We start from the raw sequence: 17,764 nt of genomic DNA, 5'->3' as shown, positions 1-17,764 counted from the left end.
CAACGAATTGAGAGGATCAAGACCATGTCAGAAACCATCTCACAAACCAATGCACAGCAATGCCTATTTATCAATGGCCAGTGGCTTAAGGCAAATGGCAAACCCTTTTCATCGGAAAACCCGGGAACCGGCAATGTGCTCTGGCAGGGTGCCAGTGCCACGGCAGAGCAAGTCGATCAGGCGATAAGTGTCGCCCGGCAAGCCAGTCATCACTGGGCTGTTCGCCCTTTCCCCGAGCGAGAGGCATTAATCAAGGCGTTTGCCAGCGAGCTGGAGCAGAATAAAGAGCCTCTGGCGGAACTCATTGCCAGAGAAACCGGCAAGCCGCTGTGGGAAGCGAAAACAGAAGCGGCTGCCATGGCCGGTAAAATCGCCATTTCAATAAAAGCCTACCATGAGCGAACGGGTACGATTGAAAATGCCATGCCCGTAGGAAAAGCCGTCATCCGCCACAAGCCACACGGCGTTGTGGCGGTATTTGGTCCCTACAACTTTCCGGGCCACCTGCCCAATGGGCATATTGTTCCCGCACTGCTGGCGGGCAATACGGTGGTTTTCAAGCCCAGCGAATTAACACCGGCGGTTGCCGAATACACGATCAAACTCTGGCAGCAGGCGGGAATACCCGACGGTGTTATCAATCTGCTTCAGGGCGAGAAAGAGACCGGTATCGCACTGGCTGGACACCCGGGTCTTGATGGTCTGTTTTTCACCGGCAGCTCAAACACCGGCAAGATGATCCACCAGCAGTACGGTGGCCAGCCGGGAAAAATCCTGGCGCTGGAAATGGGCGGCAACAATCCGCTGATTGTCACCGAGATGGCCGATATCAAAGCCGCAGTACACGACACTATTCATTCAGCGTTTATTACCGCGGGTCAGCGCTGTACCTGTGCCCGTCGCCTTTTGGTTCCTGCAACGCCCTGGGGGGATCAGTTTGTTGATGCACTCACTGTTGCTGCGGCCAATATCAAAGTGGGTCAATGGAATGATCACGAAGCGCCTTTTATGGGAGCGCTTATCTCTGAAGCCGCAGCCAGACAGATATTGGCAGCCCAGGAAACGCTGCAAAACCTCGGTGGCAAAAGCCTGCTTTCCTCAACACATCTGCAAGCCGGAACCGGACTGGTATCTCCGGGTATTATTGATGTGACCAATATCAAAGACCGCCCTGATGAAGAGTACTTTGGCCCACTGTTGCAAATTATTCGTTACGACAGTTTTGAAGATGCTGTTGCAGAAGCCAATAATACACGCTTTGGTCTCTCTGCCGGATTGTTCAGCGAAGCACCGGAGCAGTACCAGTACTTTTTGCAGAGAATACGTGCGGGAATCGTTAACTGGAACCGTCCCATCACCGGTGCCAGCAGTGCCGCACCGTTTGGCGGCCCCGGTGACAGTGGCAACCACCGCCCCAGCGCCTATTTCGCTGCCGATTACTGCGCCTACCCGGTGGCCAGTGTGGAGTCGGAGACACTGTGTATGCCCAAAGAGCTTGCACCCGGGCTCGATTTGTAAACCGTCCCCACGCCTTGAACCGTTAATAAAGATGAAGAAGTAAATAATGAAAACAATAGAAGCCAACTTTGACGGACTGGTCGGCCCTACCCACAACTATGCCGGGTTATCCCGAGGCAACAAGGCCTCAATCCATCATGCAGGCAAAGTTGCAAACCCAAGACAAGCGGCACTCCAGGGTCTGGAGAAAATGAGGTCCCTTAATGAGCTGGGCTTTGTCCAGGGCGTGTTAGCCCCCCAGGAGCGCCCGGATTTAGCCACCCTGAGAAGGCTGGGTTTCTCAGGCAGTGACTCACGAGTCCTGTCTGATGCGGCGCAACAGATGCCTGCCGTTCTGGCAGCCTGCTGCTCCGCTTCCAGTATGTGGACCGCTAATGCAGCAACGGTCTCTCCCGGTGCTGACTGCGCTGATGGTAAAGTCCATTTCACACCGGCAAACCTGATCAACAAATTCCACCGATCTATTGAGCACGAAGTCACGGGAAAAATACTAAAATCGACGTTTAACAACCCTGACCACTTTGTTCACCACCAGGCTCTGCCAGCCACCGATTACTTTGGCGATGAAGGTGCCGCAAACCACACCCGTTTCTGCCATGACTATGGCGAACAGGGTGTTGAGTTTTTTGTTTATGGCCAGGAAGCCTTTAACCCACAAAGTGCTTTTAACCGGCAAAAGGCATCACCACAGAAATACCCTGCCCGCCAGAGTCTTGAAGCCAGTCAGGCTATCGCCCGCCTGCATCAGCTTGATCCCGGCAAGGTGGTATTTGCCCAACAAAACCCGGCGGTCATCGATCAGGGCGTTTTTCATAATGATGTTATTGCTGTCGGCAACCGCAACCTGCTGTTCTGCCATGAACAGGCGTTTGTGGGTCAGGCTGCTGTCTATGAGTCATTAAGAAAGGCTTATGGGTCGATGGACTTCCATCGGGACTTCCATATTGTTGAAGTAGCCGATCAACAGGTGTCAGTAGCGCAGGCAGTAGGCACTTACCTGTTCAATAGCCAACTGCTGTCACTGGAGAATGGCGGAACAATGATCGTTGTCCCCTCTGAGTGCGAACAGGAACCTGCGGTCTGGAGTTACCTGCAAAGCATACTGGACGACTCAAGCTGCCCTATCACGGATCTGAAGGTTTTTGACCTTCGCCAGAGTATGAATAACGGAGGCGGCCCGGCCTGCCTGCGACTGAGAGTGGCATTAAATGAACAGGAACTGGCAGCGACCAATCAACACTGCCTGATAAACGACCAGCGCATTTCATCCCTGAATAATTGGGTCAAAAAGCATTACCGTGACCAGTTGTCGGAAAAAGACCTGGCCGACCCGCTTTTACTGACAGAGTCCCGAACGGCCCTGGATGAACTGACACAAATTCTTAACCTGGGTTCAGTCTATCCATTCCAGAATTAATATAGCAAAAGAAATTAGTCTCGGCCGGGCGGGGCCGCCGAGGCCGCGCAGGCTTGACCCGCCCCTGAAGGGAGCGGGTTTGCGCCTCAATCCTGATCAACCCACTCAACATTAGTATCAACATCTTTAAAAGTGATCAGCTCCATCCGATTTACTCGATTATCAGTAGCCGTTGAATCACAGCAAAAAGCCTCTTTGATCTGCTTAAACGGATGAATGACTAACTCCTTGCCCCTGACCCCTTCTTTATAAGCCTTATACCAGTCGTAGGCGGCCAAGGCAGTAGCACCGACAGCGACAACCCCGGCAGCAATGCCCCAGGGCATGGCCATTGGCATGCCCACGTCAACTTCCTCGTTGTTACTGTTATAGCGTGCGGAAACATTGCCGTTGTTGGTTCCGTTAACCGCTGAAGTGGGCATGGTTATGGCGGAAGAGGTAGTAGTCGCTGGTAATGTGTGGGAAGTCTCCCTGCTTAATTCAGTGCTGTGCATATGGCGTGTCGATGCATCATCAATGCGGGTAGTGTGTGTTGTTTCAGGACTGCTGGAAGTTACACTGCCAAAAGCCCCACTGGTTTCCAAAGACGGGGATGAGCTGGGCTGTATTACTGATGACACTGGCTGGGATGAAACGGCTGGCATCGCTGAGGGCGAGCTGTCCAACAGTGATGACTTTAGCTCGTGGCGGCTAACAGCGGCCGTTGTTGGAGATGTGGGGGGGCTTTCAGTACCTGGGTTTGCTCCCGGGCAGTCTGAATCAGCACAGCCGGTATTGTCGATGCGGGTTGGCTGGCCAAAATTCGTCAGGCGAGTATTACAGGCAAATACACCATCGACTTGATCATTATGCCAGCTTTTGCCAGCGGCAATACCCGTATATTTTCCTTGGATAGTAGTTTCGCAAGCGGAGGTGTTGGTGATAATGCCAAAATTAAAATTGTCATAATGGTCCATGGCAATGCCCACCGCTCCGTAGCCTTCCCGACCGTCGCCCCAATTCCCTTCGGCAGCAATGTCGCACTTGATGGCGGTTGTTCTACTCACCTCTGTACCATCACGATTATAAGCCGCAGCAATAGCAGCACCACCGAAGGTATCACGATTTTTAACGGTCACCTCTACCGCTTTGGTCCCTTCAATCTCACAACCATTGGCATAACCGGCAGCAACCCCGGCGTGCCCTGCTGAACGCCCCCTTTCCTCAAACGACAAGTGTTTTGGGGCATATCCTTTTGCTCCGTCAGTCACTATTGTCGAATTAACAGCCAGGGTATTCTGAATTTCGCTGTTGACACACTCTGCCGTGACAATACCCAGACGGCTTCCATGGTACGATGTCTGGTCGGCTTTCAGATGATTATCGGTGGCCCTGGTGTCCCGTATTGTACAGCCATGGGCATAGCCAACGACCACGGCACTGTGAGTGCCTCTATTGCGCGAATTCGCACCCCTTCTTATTCTGAAGTTGTTACCGATGGCCTGTGTACCCTCAATAAGGCAATTATACGCCACCCCTGCGACACCGCCCCCCAATCCCGTCTTCGTGGTCAGTGTCATCTTGTTATCGATCAGCGTTGAGTTCCTGACCTTAACGTTGCTCCGATCAATAAGTCCTGCCACCAAAGCAATACGTGGATTTGGATCTAAGCCAAAATCTCGGGCTGTTGCTGTTATCTCGCATTTTTCAACTCTGTTGTTGTCGATGCGCGAATTCCCCCTTGCTATGCCTGTTAACATACCTGCAATACTTTTGTAGGATTCACCTCTCAAAGCATAACGATGAACATTGATAGTGCTGTGGATGACCTGATTGTCCCGCAGCGTGGCATCACCATTCATCACTCCGGTCAACATGCCCAGCGGTGTTTGATCCTGGGTCGTTACATGGATTTTCGAATATTCAACACGGTTACCCTCCAGGGTGGATGAACCGGACATTTGGCAGGCGATGGCGGCCCTGGGTGCACGCCATCTTACCGAGCGAATACCGGCACCCGTGACCACCAGTTGACGGACTCGCCCATTCCCCTCCACTTCCTCAAACAGGCAGTTATTCGAAAGTTCGATGGTTTTATTATTACCGTAATAATCGCCGGTGAAATGGCGGATGGGTGGGAGATTGGCAGCATTAATTTTGTCCGCCATCTGGGTGTAGGTACCATTGCGTGGAAAACAGGGTTCCTTGCCAATTTTACCCAGCGTTGCCCGGTCGAGGACCGGAATCGGCTCACCTGGGCAACCGGGCAGACTGGTGGTGGGCATAGTCGTTGGCGCTACTGTGGTTGTTCCAGGTCTGCTGGAAGACACCGCCGGAGTCCGGGCAGAAGATGGATGGACAATGTCGTCAGACACCGAACTGCTGGCCAGTGATGGTGAAGCCATGGCCGCGGCCGACGCTATTGCTGGAGAGGGTGATTGGGCCAGAGTCTCAGAGCGGGTGGTTGCATTGGCAAAAGCCCCACTACTGACCGAGGTTCTCAAAGGCGGGGATGAGCTGGGCTGTAATGCCGATGATAGAGGCTGGGACATTGCTGGTATCGTCGAGTTTGCAAGCAGCGATGAGGTCAAACCACTGCTTTTCGCTGAGCCTGAACTCAATGATGGGGATGGTCCTATCTCTGAAGGCGGCAGGCTTTGCGTACTTGATGTTGCTTGCCTGCCGCTTGCAGGAGTGGCGCTGGCTTCACCGGAGTGCATGCTGTTACTGGAGGAACCATCGGTGCTCGTCGAGAAAGGAGTAATTACCGGATCGGAATTTATACTGTTTGCCACTGGCGTGTAAGAAGAGTTGCCGGAAGCGGCAGAGGGGGCAGAGTTATCAGACTGGGCCTCACAACCTGGCAGACTTTTTACCGCCAGATAGAGCATAACGCACTGGTTAATGGCATGGAGATAGCCTTTGGCCGGAATAGCCTGCTGGATCAGACGCAAGGCCAGATCCTTTGGCTGAAGCTCCAGCGACACCCAGGGAGTCGGCTGCTGGCCGACGGGGGGATCGAAGTCAGCGCACGGAGGAATCGATTTAACCAGTTCACCACCGAAGTTCCAAACGGCTGTCCAGCGGGAAAAACGCCCCGGGTCCACAGGGGGATTAGTGACTGCCTGATCGGACGACGGTGTACTGTTTACGCTGGTATCGGGCGTTTTGTTGTACGAAGGGATCATAAAACGATTTTCCTGTTAAGTGATTATTGTGAAGTTCTGTGCCATCCAACATGGTACTGGTACCTTGAGCGTTTGCTGCGGTGGTCTTGCCGCTGCAGCCAGAGTGAGCACGGTATCTGACCTGGTGTTTGCCTGGCCGGTGGAACGATTTGATAAGAACTATTGTCCAATTTTTTCCTGGTCAGAGGCGAAATGCCGCCTACAAATCTAGATACTAATGAGAATGATTGTTATTGTTTTTAATGTTTGTTTTTCTCCGGGAGGTTTTCTGAGAATGCGTCCGTAGCGGGAATGGCAGAAATGTGGATAAAAATTTTTGATTCTGGGGATAATAGAGGGGCTATTTGACGAAGAAGCAGGAATTTTCAGATCAATTTATCGCATCCGCACGACTGCATGGATGCAGGAGCGGATGCCGTGTAGGGCGTTCTATTCTCGGACCATATAAGGCTCCTAGTGTTTTTTAGATTTCTTCTCTGCCAGCCATTGCTCAAAACTCCCTGGCGGAGGTGGTGGAGGTGGTGGATTATCGGCCCCTGAAGCGTCATCCCCTGAACTTCCCACCGTGTCATTCTCGGATGGAGGCATAGCCTTGATTTCTTCCCGCGCTGGTGGCCAACCGGATGTGTTATCAGGCTCTTCGACACGCATGCTCTCACTGTCGTCCTGCCAATGGTCAACATCCGGCACCACACCAAAACCGCTATTCAGCCTTCGAAACCCTGGTTTATCACCACTGGACTCAGGTACGTTTAGCCTGATGCCCAGTGCATCCATAATAAACCTGGACAAAATTTTTACCTCAAGAGCATAGGGATCATTGGTCATTAAATCTGTGATACCAAGTACCTCTGGAAGACGATTGAAAGATTCGTCAGAGAACTTTCCACCCACTATCACCTTTTCAAAAACTTCCGGGACAAAGCGCCGCTGATGATTCAACTCATTGAGCTTTTGAGCTATGGCACGCTGAGCGATATTATAAGGATCCATCCAGTCATCGTTTTGAGGATCCAGCTCAAGATACTTTCGGGAGGCATCTTCAATGGCCAGTTTTACCCGTTGAGTGATAACCCCGTCCCTTATCAGTCGTTCACGCACCTGATCTTCAGAAGCATTCTGCCAGTAACTGTCCCGGGTGTGACAGGCAAACAAAGCGCGGAATAAGCCGACGCCATCATCATTCTTAACCGGCAACGTCGGTAACGGCTGGGTAGATGAAGGTGGCACGCCTATATCCCAGGTAACGACTTCCTCTTCAAAATGAACGCTTCTCCCATCAACATAACGTCGATGTGGGCTGGATTCATCATCCACCGGGGAACCTATGGCTCTACTGACATCTTCAGACCATTCAGGCCCAGGTTCAGGCGGCCTATTTGAACGTGGCGGGCTGGTCCGTGGAAATGTCGGCAAGCCGACACCAGAGTCGCCATCCTCATCGTTCTCAGGCTTGCCCTTTAAACGATGTTCTAACTCCGTCATCAACGTCGCCCTTGCGCCAAGCGCTTCTTCATTGGCTTTCCCTGTATAATACCTTTCACGAGCGAGCGCATTGTAAGCCTTCCTGGCCCTTTCGACTTTTTCCTCATGTTCAATCGCTTCAGGTGGAAGAATTTCGTCCCCAAAAGCTGAGTCCCCGTCATCAGAAACTACGGATGCCTTCCCGGGATCACTGGTAATTTGAATTGAAGAACGCGGCTCTGCCGACTCGGGAGTACTAACGTTCGCTGGCCTTCCTGAAGACACAAGGTTGATGCCATCAAAATGAAGCCTTATCGCTGGGTGTTGAATGGAATCATAACGGGCCTGAAAACCCTGAATCTCCTGGTCAGGCGAACCCAGCTGAACCAGCTGGGAAAGAAGAGTGTTAAATTCTTGAGCACCATCAATAATTGTCTGTCCGGTGAGGGCAGGATTATAAGCGGACTCTTTTTCCAGTTTCAGTGTATTAACCAATTCCACTGATTTCTGCACCCATGACTTCAAGTCCGATAAATCCAAACCATCCAGTTCCGGTGGAATTAACCGGATTTTCTGCCCATCTGGCGAATTGAACGTTACTTTAACATCACCCGACTTGTCTTTTTTCAGCTGTTTAATGGTTGCCTTATGTGCTTTTTTAAAGGCGATAATGAGTTCATCATTTGGAAGATCCCATTTATCACTCATTTTGTCCTGAATTTTTCCCAGTGCAGTTACCGTTGCGTCAATATATTTCATCTCCTTGATGGTCCTGAAGCTTTGTTCCAGAGGCTGATCAACGGCCAAAAGCTTAGTTAAATCGTGCTTGATTCTTTCAATCCCCTCCGGTCTATTTGGAGAAGCCATACTCCCGGTGGCATTTACTGGCTGAACATTTTCAGGAAGCCTGCTATCTGAGGCAGGGTCACCATTTTCCGGAATCTGCTTTCCTGCTGGATGAGAAGATACGCTCTGCCTGGTTGACGTTGTACCAGTCTCTGCAGTTTCTCCGGCACCGCTATGTATCTGGGGCACTGAAGAGTCCACTGGTTTTCCTGATGATGGGGATCCTGGAGGGTTCATAGAAAATCCTTTTCAATCAATATTGATTCAGACAAGCGTCCAATAGTTAATTTATTAATTAATACATGCTGGTGAGTTACATTAGATACAACATCGATAAGAAAGACAAAAATCAATAAAAACAAAATATTAGAGCAACTTGTTTTTTTGACAAATCCCATAAACAACAGGGGGAAAATTCAAAATGTGACACTTGCTCAGCAACTACAACCATCATTTAAAATTAAAACACCCAATACTTGATAAACAAAAACAACAAGAACATAGTTTTATAAAGGAGTGAATCATCACCAGATATTCATCTTGTGTAGAAATACCGTATTCAGGCAAGCCTATGATTAATTTTTTGATCAGAGTATTATTTACAACTGTTTTTTTTATTGCCCCCGCAGGGTGGTTAGGATTTAAGCTTTATGCTGAAACCCAGTTGATTGAAGCAATAAACGAATTTAAGCCTATGGCATCTGATTACGCAGATATACAGTTTGATGAAGTTAATGTTCATATAACTGGTAAAGTATCAATAACGGAAATAACAGTCACGCCTAAATATACGTTCAAAACTCCAATTAACATAGAAAGATTATCGGTTATTTTCCCCAGCACCTTGTCAATGATGAAGACCATGTATGATGTTATTAACGAAGGAGGCTCAGAGCTGCCGGATTCTCTGCGCATCCAGTATGATGGGGTTCAACTGCCATTAGCCGGTAACGAACATTTCTTTACAGGATTCAATGATAAACGCCAGTTACAACTCAAAGAAACACTGCAGGGAGAATTAGAACCCCTCTGTGGCAGTGAATATATTATCGGTCTGAATCAATTGAGGCAGATGGGTATTAATACACTTATTAATAAACACTTCTGGGAATATAATTATACTCCCGAAAATCAGGAAATGGTGATTCGATTTGGAATCAGCGCCACTAATTTATACAAAGCATCATTACAGACAAGCTTTTACAAAAAAGGGACGCCTGTTATCAGCAACTTTATGCAAATCCCCCCCCTGACCAATGCTGAATTTACCTATCAGGATGAAGGCCTGGTCAGGATGAGCAACCAGTATTGTGCCCTGAGCTCTGGAATTTCCACAGTAGAATACATTAACCGTCTAAACAATTTACCTGACAGTTTTTACTTCCATACAACAGGCATTGTTCCTAATGGAGCGATGAAAAATGCCCACATCGACTTTCTGAGAAATCCAGATACCGTGTCCATCAAGGCACATTTACCCCCCAACTTCCATCCTGAGGCTTTATCTGTCTATGATACTGAACTCTGGGTTTCATCATTTGGCCTTTCTCTGGAGGTTAACAACAGCACCGTCACCCCTTTTGAAATCGTCACCCCAGCTCATTTTGATCCTGCAGGGAGTAGTTCAGATGATGTGGAAATGACGGAAACCCCTTCCAGGAACGCCGAACCACACATCAAGAAGGAGATAAAACCTCAGCCCATCTATGGAGATGAATCCAAAACCTACATCTTTGTTGATGAACTGCCTTCAGCCAACCAGGAAATAGACTTACTGAAACAGCAGCAGTCCAGTGACATTCCAATTTATGAGTTACCGAATCATATCGGTGCCTGGTTAGAGGTTTATGTAGATCCGTCAAAAAGTTTCAGAGGAGAACTGATCGCAGTCGAGCGTGAAAGGCTGTTACTAAAGGTTCGATCTGCAGGGGGCAGCATCACAATTCCCATTAAGCTTCATCGCATTAAATCTGTTAAGCCCCGATAAAATGCAAAACGTTGATGTCAAAAAAAACCGGCATTTGATATCAAATGCCGGTTTTGCTTTATGCTCTATAAGCGGTTGGCAAACAAAAGCCGGATCTTAAAGTCCAGCATATCTGCCGGGAAGCATCACATCATGCCGCCCATTCCACCCATACCGCCCATGCCGCCCATATCAGGCATAGCTGGAGCGTCGTCCTGAGGCTCATCAGCAACCATGGCTGCCGTTGTGATCATCAGGCCAGCAACAGAAGCTGCGGCCTGCAGGGCAGAACGGGTTACCTTGGCTGGATCCAGGATACCCATTTCGATCATGTCGCCGTATTCACCGGTAGCTGCGTTGTAACCGAAGTTGCCAGAGCCAGCCTTAACCTTGTCAACAACCACAGATGCTTCGTCTCCCGAGTTAGCAGCAATCTGACGCATTGGCGCTTCCAGGGCACGCAGGATCAGTTCGACACCAGCGCGCTGCTCAGGGTTAATGGTTTCAACGTTGATGGCAGACAGGGCGCGAACCAGGGCTACACCACCACCGGCAACCACGCCTTCTTCAACCGCAGCACGGGTTGCGTGCAGGGCATCTTCAACGCGGGCTTTCTTCTCTTTCATCTCAACTTCGGTAGCAGCGCCTACCTTGACAACCGCAACGCCACCAGCCAGCTTGGCTACGCGCTCCTGCAGCTTCTCTTTGTCGTAGTCAGAAGAAGAGTTTTCGATCTCGGCACGGATCTGCTCAACACGAGCCACGATGTCAGCCTGAACACCAGCACCGTCAACGATGGTGGTGTCTTCTTTGGTGATCTGTACGCGCTTGGCAGTACCCAGGTCGTCCAGAGTGGCCGTTTCCAGAGACAGGCCGACTTCTTCAGAGATCACAGTTGCGCCAGTCAGGATAGCGATATCCTGCAGCATCGCCTTGCGACGGTCACCGAAGCCAGGCGCTTTAACCGCAGTTACCTTGACGATACCGCGCATGTTGTTCACCACCAGAGTCGCCAGGGCTTCGCCTTCAACGTCTTCAGCAATGATCATCAGTGGCTTGCCAGCTTTGGCAACGGATTCCAGAACGGGCAGCAGTTCACGGATGTTGGAGATTTTCTTGTCAACCAGCAGGATGAATGGGCTTTCCAGTTCAGCGGACATTCTTTCCTGATTGTTGATGAAGTATGGAGACAGGTAACCGCGGTCAAACTGCATGCCTTCAACGACTTCCAGTTCGTTTTCCAGACCGCTGCCTTCCTCAACAGTGATAACGCCTTCCTTGCCGACTTTTTCCATGGCTTCAGCGATGATCTGGCCAACAATTTCATCAGAGTTGGCAGAGATGGTACCCACCTGGGCAATGGATTTGCTGTCTTCACAGGGAGTGGACATGGCCTTGAGCTGTTTCACAACAGCAATAACCGCCTTGTCGATACCGCGCTTCAGATCCATTGGGTTCATGCCGGCAGCAACGTACTTCAGGCCTTCGTTCAGGATGGACTGAGCCAGAACAGTAGCCGTAGTGGTACCGTCACCTGCCTGGTCGTTAGCCTGGGAAGCCACTTCCTTAACCAGCTGGGCACCCATGTTCTGGAACTTATCTTTCAGTTCGATTTCCTTGGCAACGGAAACACCATCCTTGGTGATGGTAGGAGCGCCAAAGGACTTCTCCAGCAGAACGTTACGGCCCTTGGGACCCAGAGTGGCCTTTACAGCGTCAGCCAGGATGTTGACGCCCTTGAGCATTTCTTTGCGAGCTTCGTCGCCGAATTTAACTTGTTTAGCTGCCATGGTTGGTGACCCTGTGCACTATTTATAGAATCTTACAAAATCTTGTTACAAACTCTTGTTACAAGATCTTGTGAAACCGAAAAAATACTGTGTAACTGCTTAACAATCAGTCTTCCAGAACGGCGGAAATGTCACTCTCAGACAGAATGATCAGCTCTTCACCGTCAATCTTCACGGTGTTTGAGTCTGCATACTTGCCGAAGATAACCTTGTCACCAACGTTAACGCCAACAGGACGCTTTTCACCATTGTCCAGAAACACGCCATCGCCGACTGCAACCACAACACCCTGGTTAGGCTTTTCAGTTGCAGTACCAGGCAGTACGATGCCACCAGCAGAGGTAGTTTCTTCTTCGACACGACGAACGACCACGCGATCACGCAACGGACGGATTTTCATCGATTCTTTCTCCAACAGTTTGCTTATGCCGTGCAACCATTTGCAGGTTGCTCGCTATCAACGTAATGGCAGTAAAACGAAGTGCTATCGCTTTACTGTGGTTCGGTTTACCCGAACCGCCCTGCTATTCACCAGGGATAAAATTCACTTTGGCACAGGCCTTTAATGAACATTCAAGGCCTTGCCGAAGGCTTATCAGGTGTCCCACTTAGTATGGGTGGCTGGTACAGTTTTCAAGAGGCCAATGGAAAAAAAATGATATTTCCACAAAATTTTCCACAAAGATCAGGGATCACACTTTCTGTAGACTGGCAAATTCGTTAAATGTTCAGAAATCAAGGCTTATCAATTACTGCCATCATCATCTTCACGGGTATAGTCCCCATCAAAAGTATGATTAAGATGGTTTTGATCCTTATGCCAGCCCCCCTCACGACGATACTCAGCCTCGTAGATATTGCTTTGCGGAACCTTTACTCCGTTGACTTTCAGCCAGCGGCGGATCAACCACCGACGAACCGGTGGAATCAACAGAAACATCCCCAGAATGTCAGTAATAAAACCGGGGATCACCATCAACAGGCCACCCAGGGCAATGACCAGGTTTTCCAGCATTTCCATAGCGGGCAGTTCGCCTGCAGACATCTTCTGCCGGGCTTGTAATGTGGTTCTGAAGCCCTGACGGCGAATCACCTCGATGCCAACAAATACCGACAGAATAACCAGGGCAACCGCATTCCAGGCTCCGATGATACTGCCCACTTTGATCAGCACCACCATTTCCAGAATGGGTAAAAGAATAAATAGCAGAAAGAGGAAGCGCATAAGTGGCCCCGTTAATCCCCGTGAATCTCATAGGAGCCTCTTATATAGGGGCAGTGTCGTTTTTTTCAAGGGTTATCAGGTGAAAGTGTCGTCAAGCCGCTTTGGCCATGGCAACCAGTTGCTGACGAACGGCCATGGCACTGTCAGCATTTTCTGGAAATGGGATACGGACAACTTTTCTGACCAGAAGGATATGCATGCCTTCTGAGTCGACCCCGGCCATTTTTGGGCTAACCCCTTCAGGAATCACAATGTTAGCAGCCAGACAATACTTCACCATGGCATCCACAGTGTGTTGACCGCATTATATGGGAATGAGATTTATTATCAATAAGCGCTATAAATGTTGTCTTTTATTCAGATTCGTTTCAGGATGATCGTCGTACCGTTTAGCAACAAAGTATAAGAACAATTATGAACATCAAAAATAAAAATATCCTGATCACCGGTGCCGCCAGGGGACTTGGCCTGGCAATGGCCAATTGGTTTGCAGAGCGTGGTGCCAATTTGGGTCTTATCGATCTTGATACGCCCGAACTTCATCAAACAGCGGAACTTTGTCGTGCAAAAGGGGTTAACGCGGTAGCACTGCCTGCGAATGTTGCTGAGGAGGCCCAGGTTGAAGCGGCTGTTCAGAAAGCCTGTGCGGAACTTGGCCCATTGAATGGCCTGATAAACAACGCCGGTATTCTCAGGGATGGTCTGCTGATCAAAGCCAAAGATGGCAAAGTGACTGACAAACTCTCCTTCGACAAATGGCAGTCCGTGATTAATGTTAACCTGACCGGCGTATTCCTCTGTGGCCGTGAAGTCGCCGCCAGTATGATCGACAGTGGTTCACAGGGCGTTATTGTCAATATCGCCAGCATTGCCCGTGAAGGGAACTTTGGACAAAGCAACTACTCCGCTGCCAAAGCCGGTGTCTCAGCCATGACGGTGACCTGGTCCAAAGAACTGGCTAAATACGGCATCCGTTGTGCAGCCATTGCCCCGGGGGTTATTGAAACGGCAATGACCGGCAGCATGAAGCCGGAAGCCAAAGCCAGATTAACTGCCGGCATTCCCGTTGGACGCATGGGAACACCGGAAGAGATTGCCCAAACCGTCGGCTTTATTTTTGAAAATGATTATTACAATGGCCGGGTTTTAGAGCTGGATGGTGGGTTAAAACTCTAACCTTGGTATACTGGGATACTTCTCTCCCATGACTTGCCTGAAACAGAACCCGTGCAAAGACTCAATGACCGACAGGCCGAGGCCGTAAAATATATCGATACTCCCCTGCTGGTACTGGCCGGTGCCGGTAGTGGTAAAACCAGTGTTATCACCACCAAAATTGCCTACCTGATTCAACAGTGCGGTATCAGTGCCAGAAACATTGTCGCCGTTACCTTTACCAACAAAGCCGCCCGGGAAATGAAAGAACGGGTTGGCAAGCTGGTAAAAGGCAGAGCCTCTTCGGGGCTAACGGTTTCTACCTTCCATAACCTTGGCCTGAATATTATCCGTCGTGAGTACCAGATTCTGGGCTATAAACCCGGGTTCTCGATTTTTGACCAGCAGGATGCCCGATCACTGATTACCGATCTGATGCAGCGGGATGCCTCGGCAGATGATAACGGTGTGGACCAGATTCAGCACTGCATCTCCAACTGGAAAAATGATCTGATCACCCCGGCACAGGCGTTACAGATGGCGAGGCAGCCCTGGGAGCAGTCTGCAGCGATTGTGTATGAACACTATAACCGCATGCTGAAAGCCTATAACTCCGTGGACTTTGATGACCTGATCATGAAACCGGTGGAGTTATTCAGACATTACCCACAGGTCCAGCAACGCTGGCAGGACAAAGTTCACTATATGCTGGTGGATGAGTACCAGGACACCAATGGTGCGCAGTACGAGCTGGTCAAGCGACTGGTGGGCGACCGTCGTAAATTGACCGTAGTGGGTGATGATGACCAGTCCATCTATGCCTGGCGTGGCGCCAAACCGGAAAACCTGGCGCAATTGAAAGAAGATTATCCCAGCTTGAAAGTCATCAAGCTGGAACAGAATTACCGTTCCACCAGCCGTATTTTGAAAGCAGCGAATACCCTGATTGCCAACAACCCCCATGTGTTTGAAAAAACATTATGGAGTGAGATGGGGGTTGGGGATGAAATTCGGGTCATTAAATGCCGAAACGACGAAATGGAGTGTGAACGGATTGCCACAGAGATCATCGCCCACAAACTTCGCCACGATAACCGCTATAAAGATTATGCCGTCCTCTACCGGGGAAATTTCCAGTCGCGGCTTTTGGAGCTGAAACTTCAGCATCATGGTATTCCATACCACATTAATGGCGGCACCTCGTTTTTCGCCCGGGCAGAGGTGAAGGACATCATGGCCTATCTGCGCCTGCTGATTAACCAGGACGATGACAATGCTTTTCTGCGGGTGGTGAATACCCCTAAGCGGGAGATCGGTCCATCGACACTGGAGAAGCTGGGCAACTACGCCAACAAGCACCACATCAGTATGTACAAGGCCTGTGAAGAAGCGGCTCTTGCAGAGGGCCTGGCACCTCAGTATGTCGACAGGCTGCGACGATTTACCGGGTGGATGGACGACGTTTCACGACGGCTGCAAACCAGCGAAGACCCAATGCAGGTGGTTCGTGAAATGATTGCCGATACCGATTATGAAAACTGGCTGATGCAGCACTCCTCAACGCCAGCCCAGGCTGAAAAGCGCATGGCCAATGTCTGGTTTCTGGTGGATGCCCTTCAGCAAACCCTGGAGCGGGGTGATGAAGACAAAACCGTTGAAGAGGCCATTGCCCGGCTGATTTTGCGGGATATGCTGGAACGCAATGAGGAAGAGGAAGATGCAGACCGTGTTCAGCTACTGACTCTCCATGCCTCCAAAGGTCTTGAGTATCCCCATGTCTTTATGATGGGTATGGAGGAAGAGTTGCTGCCGCACCGAACCAGTATTGAAGAAGATAATATTGAGGAAGAGCGTCGTCTTACTTATGTCGGTATTACCCGGGCCCAGAAATCACTGACCATGACACTGGCCGGGCAAAGAAAGCAGTTTGGCGAGATCATTGATACGATGCCCAGCCGCTTCCTTGATGAGTTGCCACAGGAAGACCTGGTGTATACGGGCTTTGATGAATCATCCCGCCAGGAAACCAAAAAAATGGCGGGTAAAATGGGACTGGATGCGCTTTACAAGTCTATCGGCGCATAGCCGCCATAAGCAGAAGTGAAGGACAAGGCTCCCTGCTTCTGCTGCTTTGTAGCTGTGCTTTGACTCTATCTTTCGACAAACCTGGCTATCAAAGGAAAAAATGAGTCAGATTGAGGACAATTAATCCACTCAGGGACTGGATCGATCTCTGTTTTATCTCTTCTGACAATGCGAATCGTGTTGAATTGTTCACTATATTTACTGATACTTTCCTCCAGCTTATGAATCGCTATATTTTCCTGATAACCAAATGCAGATATATACAACGAGTTCCCGAGATAAAATTGAGAGTGTATTGGTTTAACAACGCCATCAACGGATGTTTCACAAAACTGGACAATATCGCCCTTTTGGAGGCTTGCCGCGTCGAAGGGAAGTGTTTTTGCCTCTGGCATAGACATATACCAGTCCTCCCATTGTGCATATGTACGATCGATATCGTCGTAAAAATTTATTCCGAATGCCAAATAATTAGCTAGCATATGACAACTCGCTCCAGGAATTGCCTTCTCACCAGATCCCCTCCAATTACGCCCTTTTTCCGTTTGCCTGTATGAGATACAACCTGCAACACCTTTTTGCAATATTTGTACAATCCTGGACTCAAAACATTGTTGATACAGAGTCTTATTCTTTTCAGGAATGTCGCCAATGATCGCCGATTCAGTTAAAAGGGGAAAAGCTTTTTCTTGCCCTAAGGTTTCATACTGAACACCATCTATGTCAAAACAATATCCAGATATAGCATTCTCCTTGATAAATGGATAAGGGCAGGAGGCTAACGAATAATATGAAGCGAGTGAGTGTACCCTCTCTGGAGCATCTGCCTCTTTGCAGCGGTCTTCAGCCATCGTTTTTAATGGCTGTTCAACTTTATTTTCACAATTTACGCTAACAATTGTGCGAGACTTCAGAAAAGACAACTCTGCATTTTGTTGCTTCCCTGGAATAGATATATCCTCGCCTGCATTTGAACCCTTGTCACTTTGGGGAGAGTTTACCGGCATATGATCGCCTGGTGACATAGTATTCAAACCCGTCCGAAGAATATCCATGTTATCTCTCATAAGCAGTTGCTAGGAGCCTGTCCGAGAATAGCGCCCGTAGCGAGGATGGCAGAAAATTGAGGAT

The 17,764-nt window shown here is 49.5% G+C and carries 14 protein-coding genes; 7 read left to right on the top strand and 7 right to left on the bottom strand.

Features of this window, described 5'->3' with window-relative positions:
* Nucleotides 1-24 precede the first annotated feature (24 nt).
* Both astD and astB read left to right on the top strand, forming a co-directional pair.
* On the top strand, nt 25-1,518 hold the full coding sequence (astD, locus tag KDK13_RS18395; protein WP_257286459.1) for a succinylglutamate-semialdehyde dehydrogenase: 1,494 nt from the start codon (nt 25-27) through the stop codon (nt 1,516-1,518).
* Between the two features lie 46 nt (nt 1,519-1,564).
* Nucleotides 1,565-2,935 carry an N-succinylarginine dihydrolase gene (astB, locus tag KDK13_RS18390; protein ID WP_257286458.1) on the top strand — a complete coding sequence of 457 codons (1,371 nt, stop codon included), beginning with the start codon at nt 1,565-1,567 and terminating at the stop codon, nt 2,933-2,935.
* An 86-nt stretch (nt 2,936-3,021) separates the two neighbouring features.
* Here astB and KDK13_RS18385 read toward each other — a convergent pair whose 3' ends face one another.
* Entirely contained in the window at nt 3,022-5,199 is a 2,178-nt protein-coding gene (locus KDK13_RS18385; protein ID WP_257286457.1) for a hypothetical protein, read from the bottom strand.
* Between KDK13_RS18385 and KDK13_RS18380 the strand changes: the two genes are divergently transcribed.
* Complete coding sequence (locus KDK13_RS18380; protein WP_257286456.1) at nt 5,192-5,719, top strand: hypothetical protein; 528 nt, start codon at nt 5,192-5,194, stop codon at nt 5,717-5,719. The two genes, KDK13_RS18385 and KDK13_RS18380, sit on opposite strands and share 8 nt — an antisense overlap.
* A 104-nt stretch (nt 5,720-5,823) precedes the next feature.
* The gene (locus tag KDK13_RS18375; RefSeq protein ID WP_257286454.1) at nt 5,824-6,222 is read left to right on the top strand and encodes a hypothetical protein; all 399 of its coding nucleotides are present in this window, start codon (nt 5,824-5,826) and stop codon (nt 6,220-6,222) included.
* A gap of 333 nt (nt 6,223-6,555) precedes the next feature.
* On the opposite strand, the gene KDK13_RS18370 is transcribed toward KDK13_RS18375, so the two are convergent.
* Entirely contained in the window at nt 6,556-8,613 is a 2,058-nt protein-coding gene (locus tag KDK13_RS18370; RefSeq protein WP_257286453.1) for a hypothetical protein, read from the bottom strand.
* 370 nt (nt 8,614-8,983) lie between these two features.
* Between KDK13_RS18370 and KDK13_RS18365 the strand changes: the two genes are divergently transcribed.
* Entirely contained in the window at nt 8,984-10,399 is a 1,416-nt protein-coding gene (locus KDK13_RS18365) for a hypothetical protein (protein ID WP_257286452.1), read from the top strand.
* Between the two features lie 125 nt (nt 10,400-10,524).
* On the opposite strand, the gene groL is transcribed toward KDK13_RS18365, so the two are convergent.
* The 4 genes from groL to KDK13_RS18345 form a co-directional block, all read right to left on the bottom strand.
* Entirely contained in the window at nt 10,525-12,168 is a 1,644-nt protein-coding gene (groL, locus tag KDK13_RS18360) for a chaperonin GroEL (protein WP_257286451.1), read from the bottom strand.
* Nucleotides 12,169-12,274: 106 nt separating this feature from the next.
* Nucleotides 12,275-12,568: a co-chaperone GroES gene (locus KDK13_RS18355; RefSeq protein ID WP_257286450.1), complete on the bottom strand. Its 294-nt coding sequence runs from the start codon at nt 12,566-12,568 to the stop codon at nt 12,275-12,277.
* Nucleotides 12,569-12,913: 345 nt separating this feature from the next.
* Entirely contained in the window at nt 12,914-13,393 is a 480-nt protein-coding gene (locus KDK13_RS18350; protein WP_257286449.1) for an FxsA family protein, read from the bottom strand.
* A gap of 91 nt (nt 13,394-13,484) precedes the next feature.
* Nucleotides 13,485-13,673 (bottom strand): DUF2470 domain-containing protein, encoded by a 189-nt coding sequence (locus KDK13_RS18345; protein WP_257286448.1) that lies wholly within the window; start codon nt 13,671-13,673, stop codon nt 13,485-13,487.
* 134 nt (nt 13,674-13,807) lie between these two features.
* On the opposite strand from KDK13_RS18345, the gene KDK13_RS18340 reads away from it, so the two are divergent.
* Both KDK13_RS18340 and rep read left to right on the top strand, forming a co-directional pair.
* Nucleotides 13,808-14,569: an SDR family oxidoreductase gene (locus tag KDK13_RS18340; protein ID WP_257286447.1), complete on the top strand. Its 762-nt coding sequence runs from the start codon at nt 13,808-13,810 to the stop codon at nt 14,567-14,569.
* Nucleotides 14,570-14,620: 51 nt separating this feature from the next.
* On the top strand, nt 14,621-16,633 hold the full coding sequence (gene rep / locus KDK13_RS18335; RefSeq protein ID WP_257286446.1) for a DNA helicase Rep: 2,013 nt from the start codon (nt 14,621-14,623) through the stop codon (nt 16,631-16,633).
* A 65-nt stretch (nt 16,634-16,698) separates the two neighbouring features.
* Here rep and KDK13_RS18330 read toward each other — a convergent pair whose 3' ends face one another.
* Nucleotides 16,699-17,658, bottom strand: a complete 960-nt coding sequence (locus KDK13_RS18330; RefSeq protein ID WP_257286445.1) for a hypothetical protein — start codon at nt 17,656-17,658, stop codon at nt 16,699-16,701.
* Nucleotides 17,659-17,764 lie beyond the last annotated feature (106 nt).

Source organism: Endozoicomonas sp. SESOKO1, from assembly GCF_024606265.1.
Taxonomy (GTDB): Bacteria; Pseudomonadota; Gammaproteobacteria; order Pseudomonadales; family Endozoicomonadaceae; genus Endozoicomonas.
The sequence above is the reverse complement of the archived record's forward strand: the minus strand, read 5'-3'. Positions and strand labels throughout refer to the sequence as shown.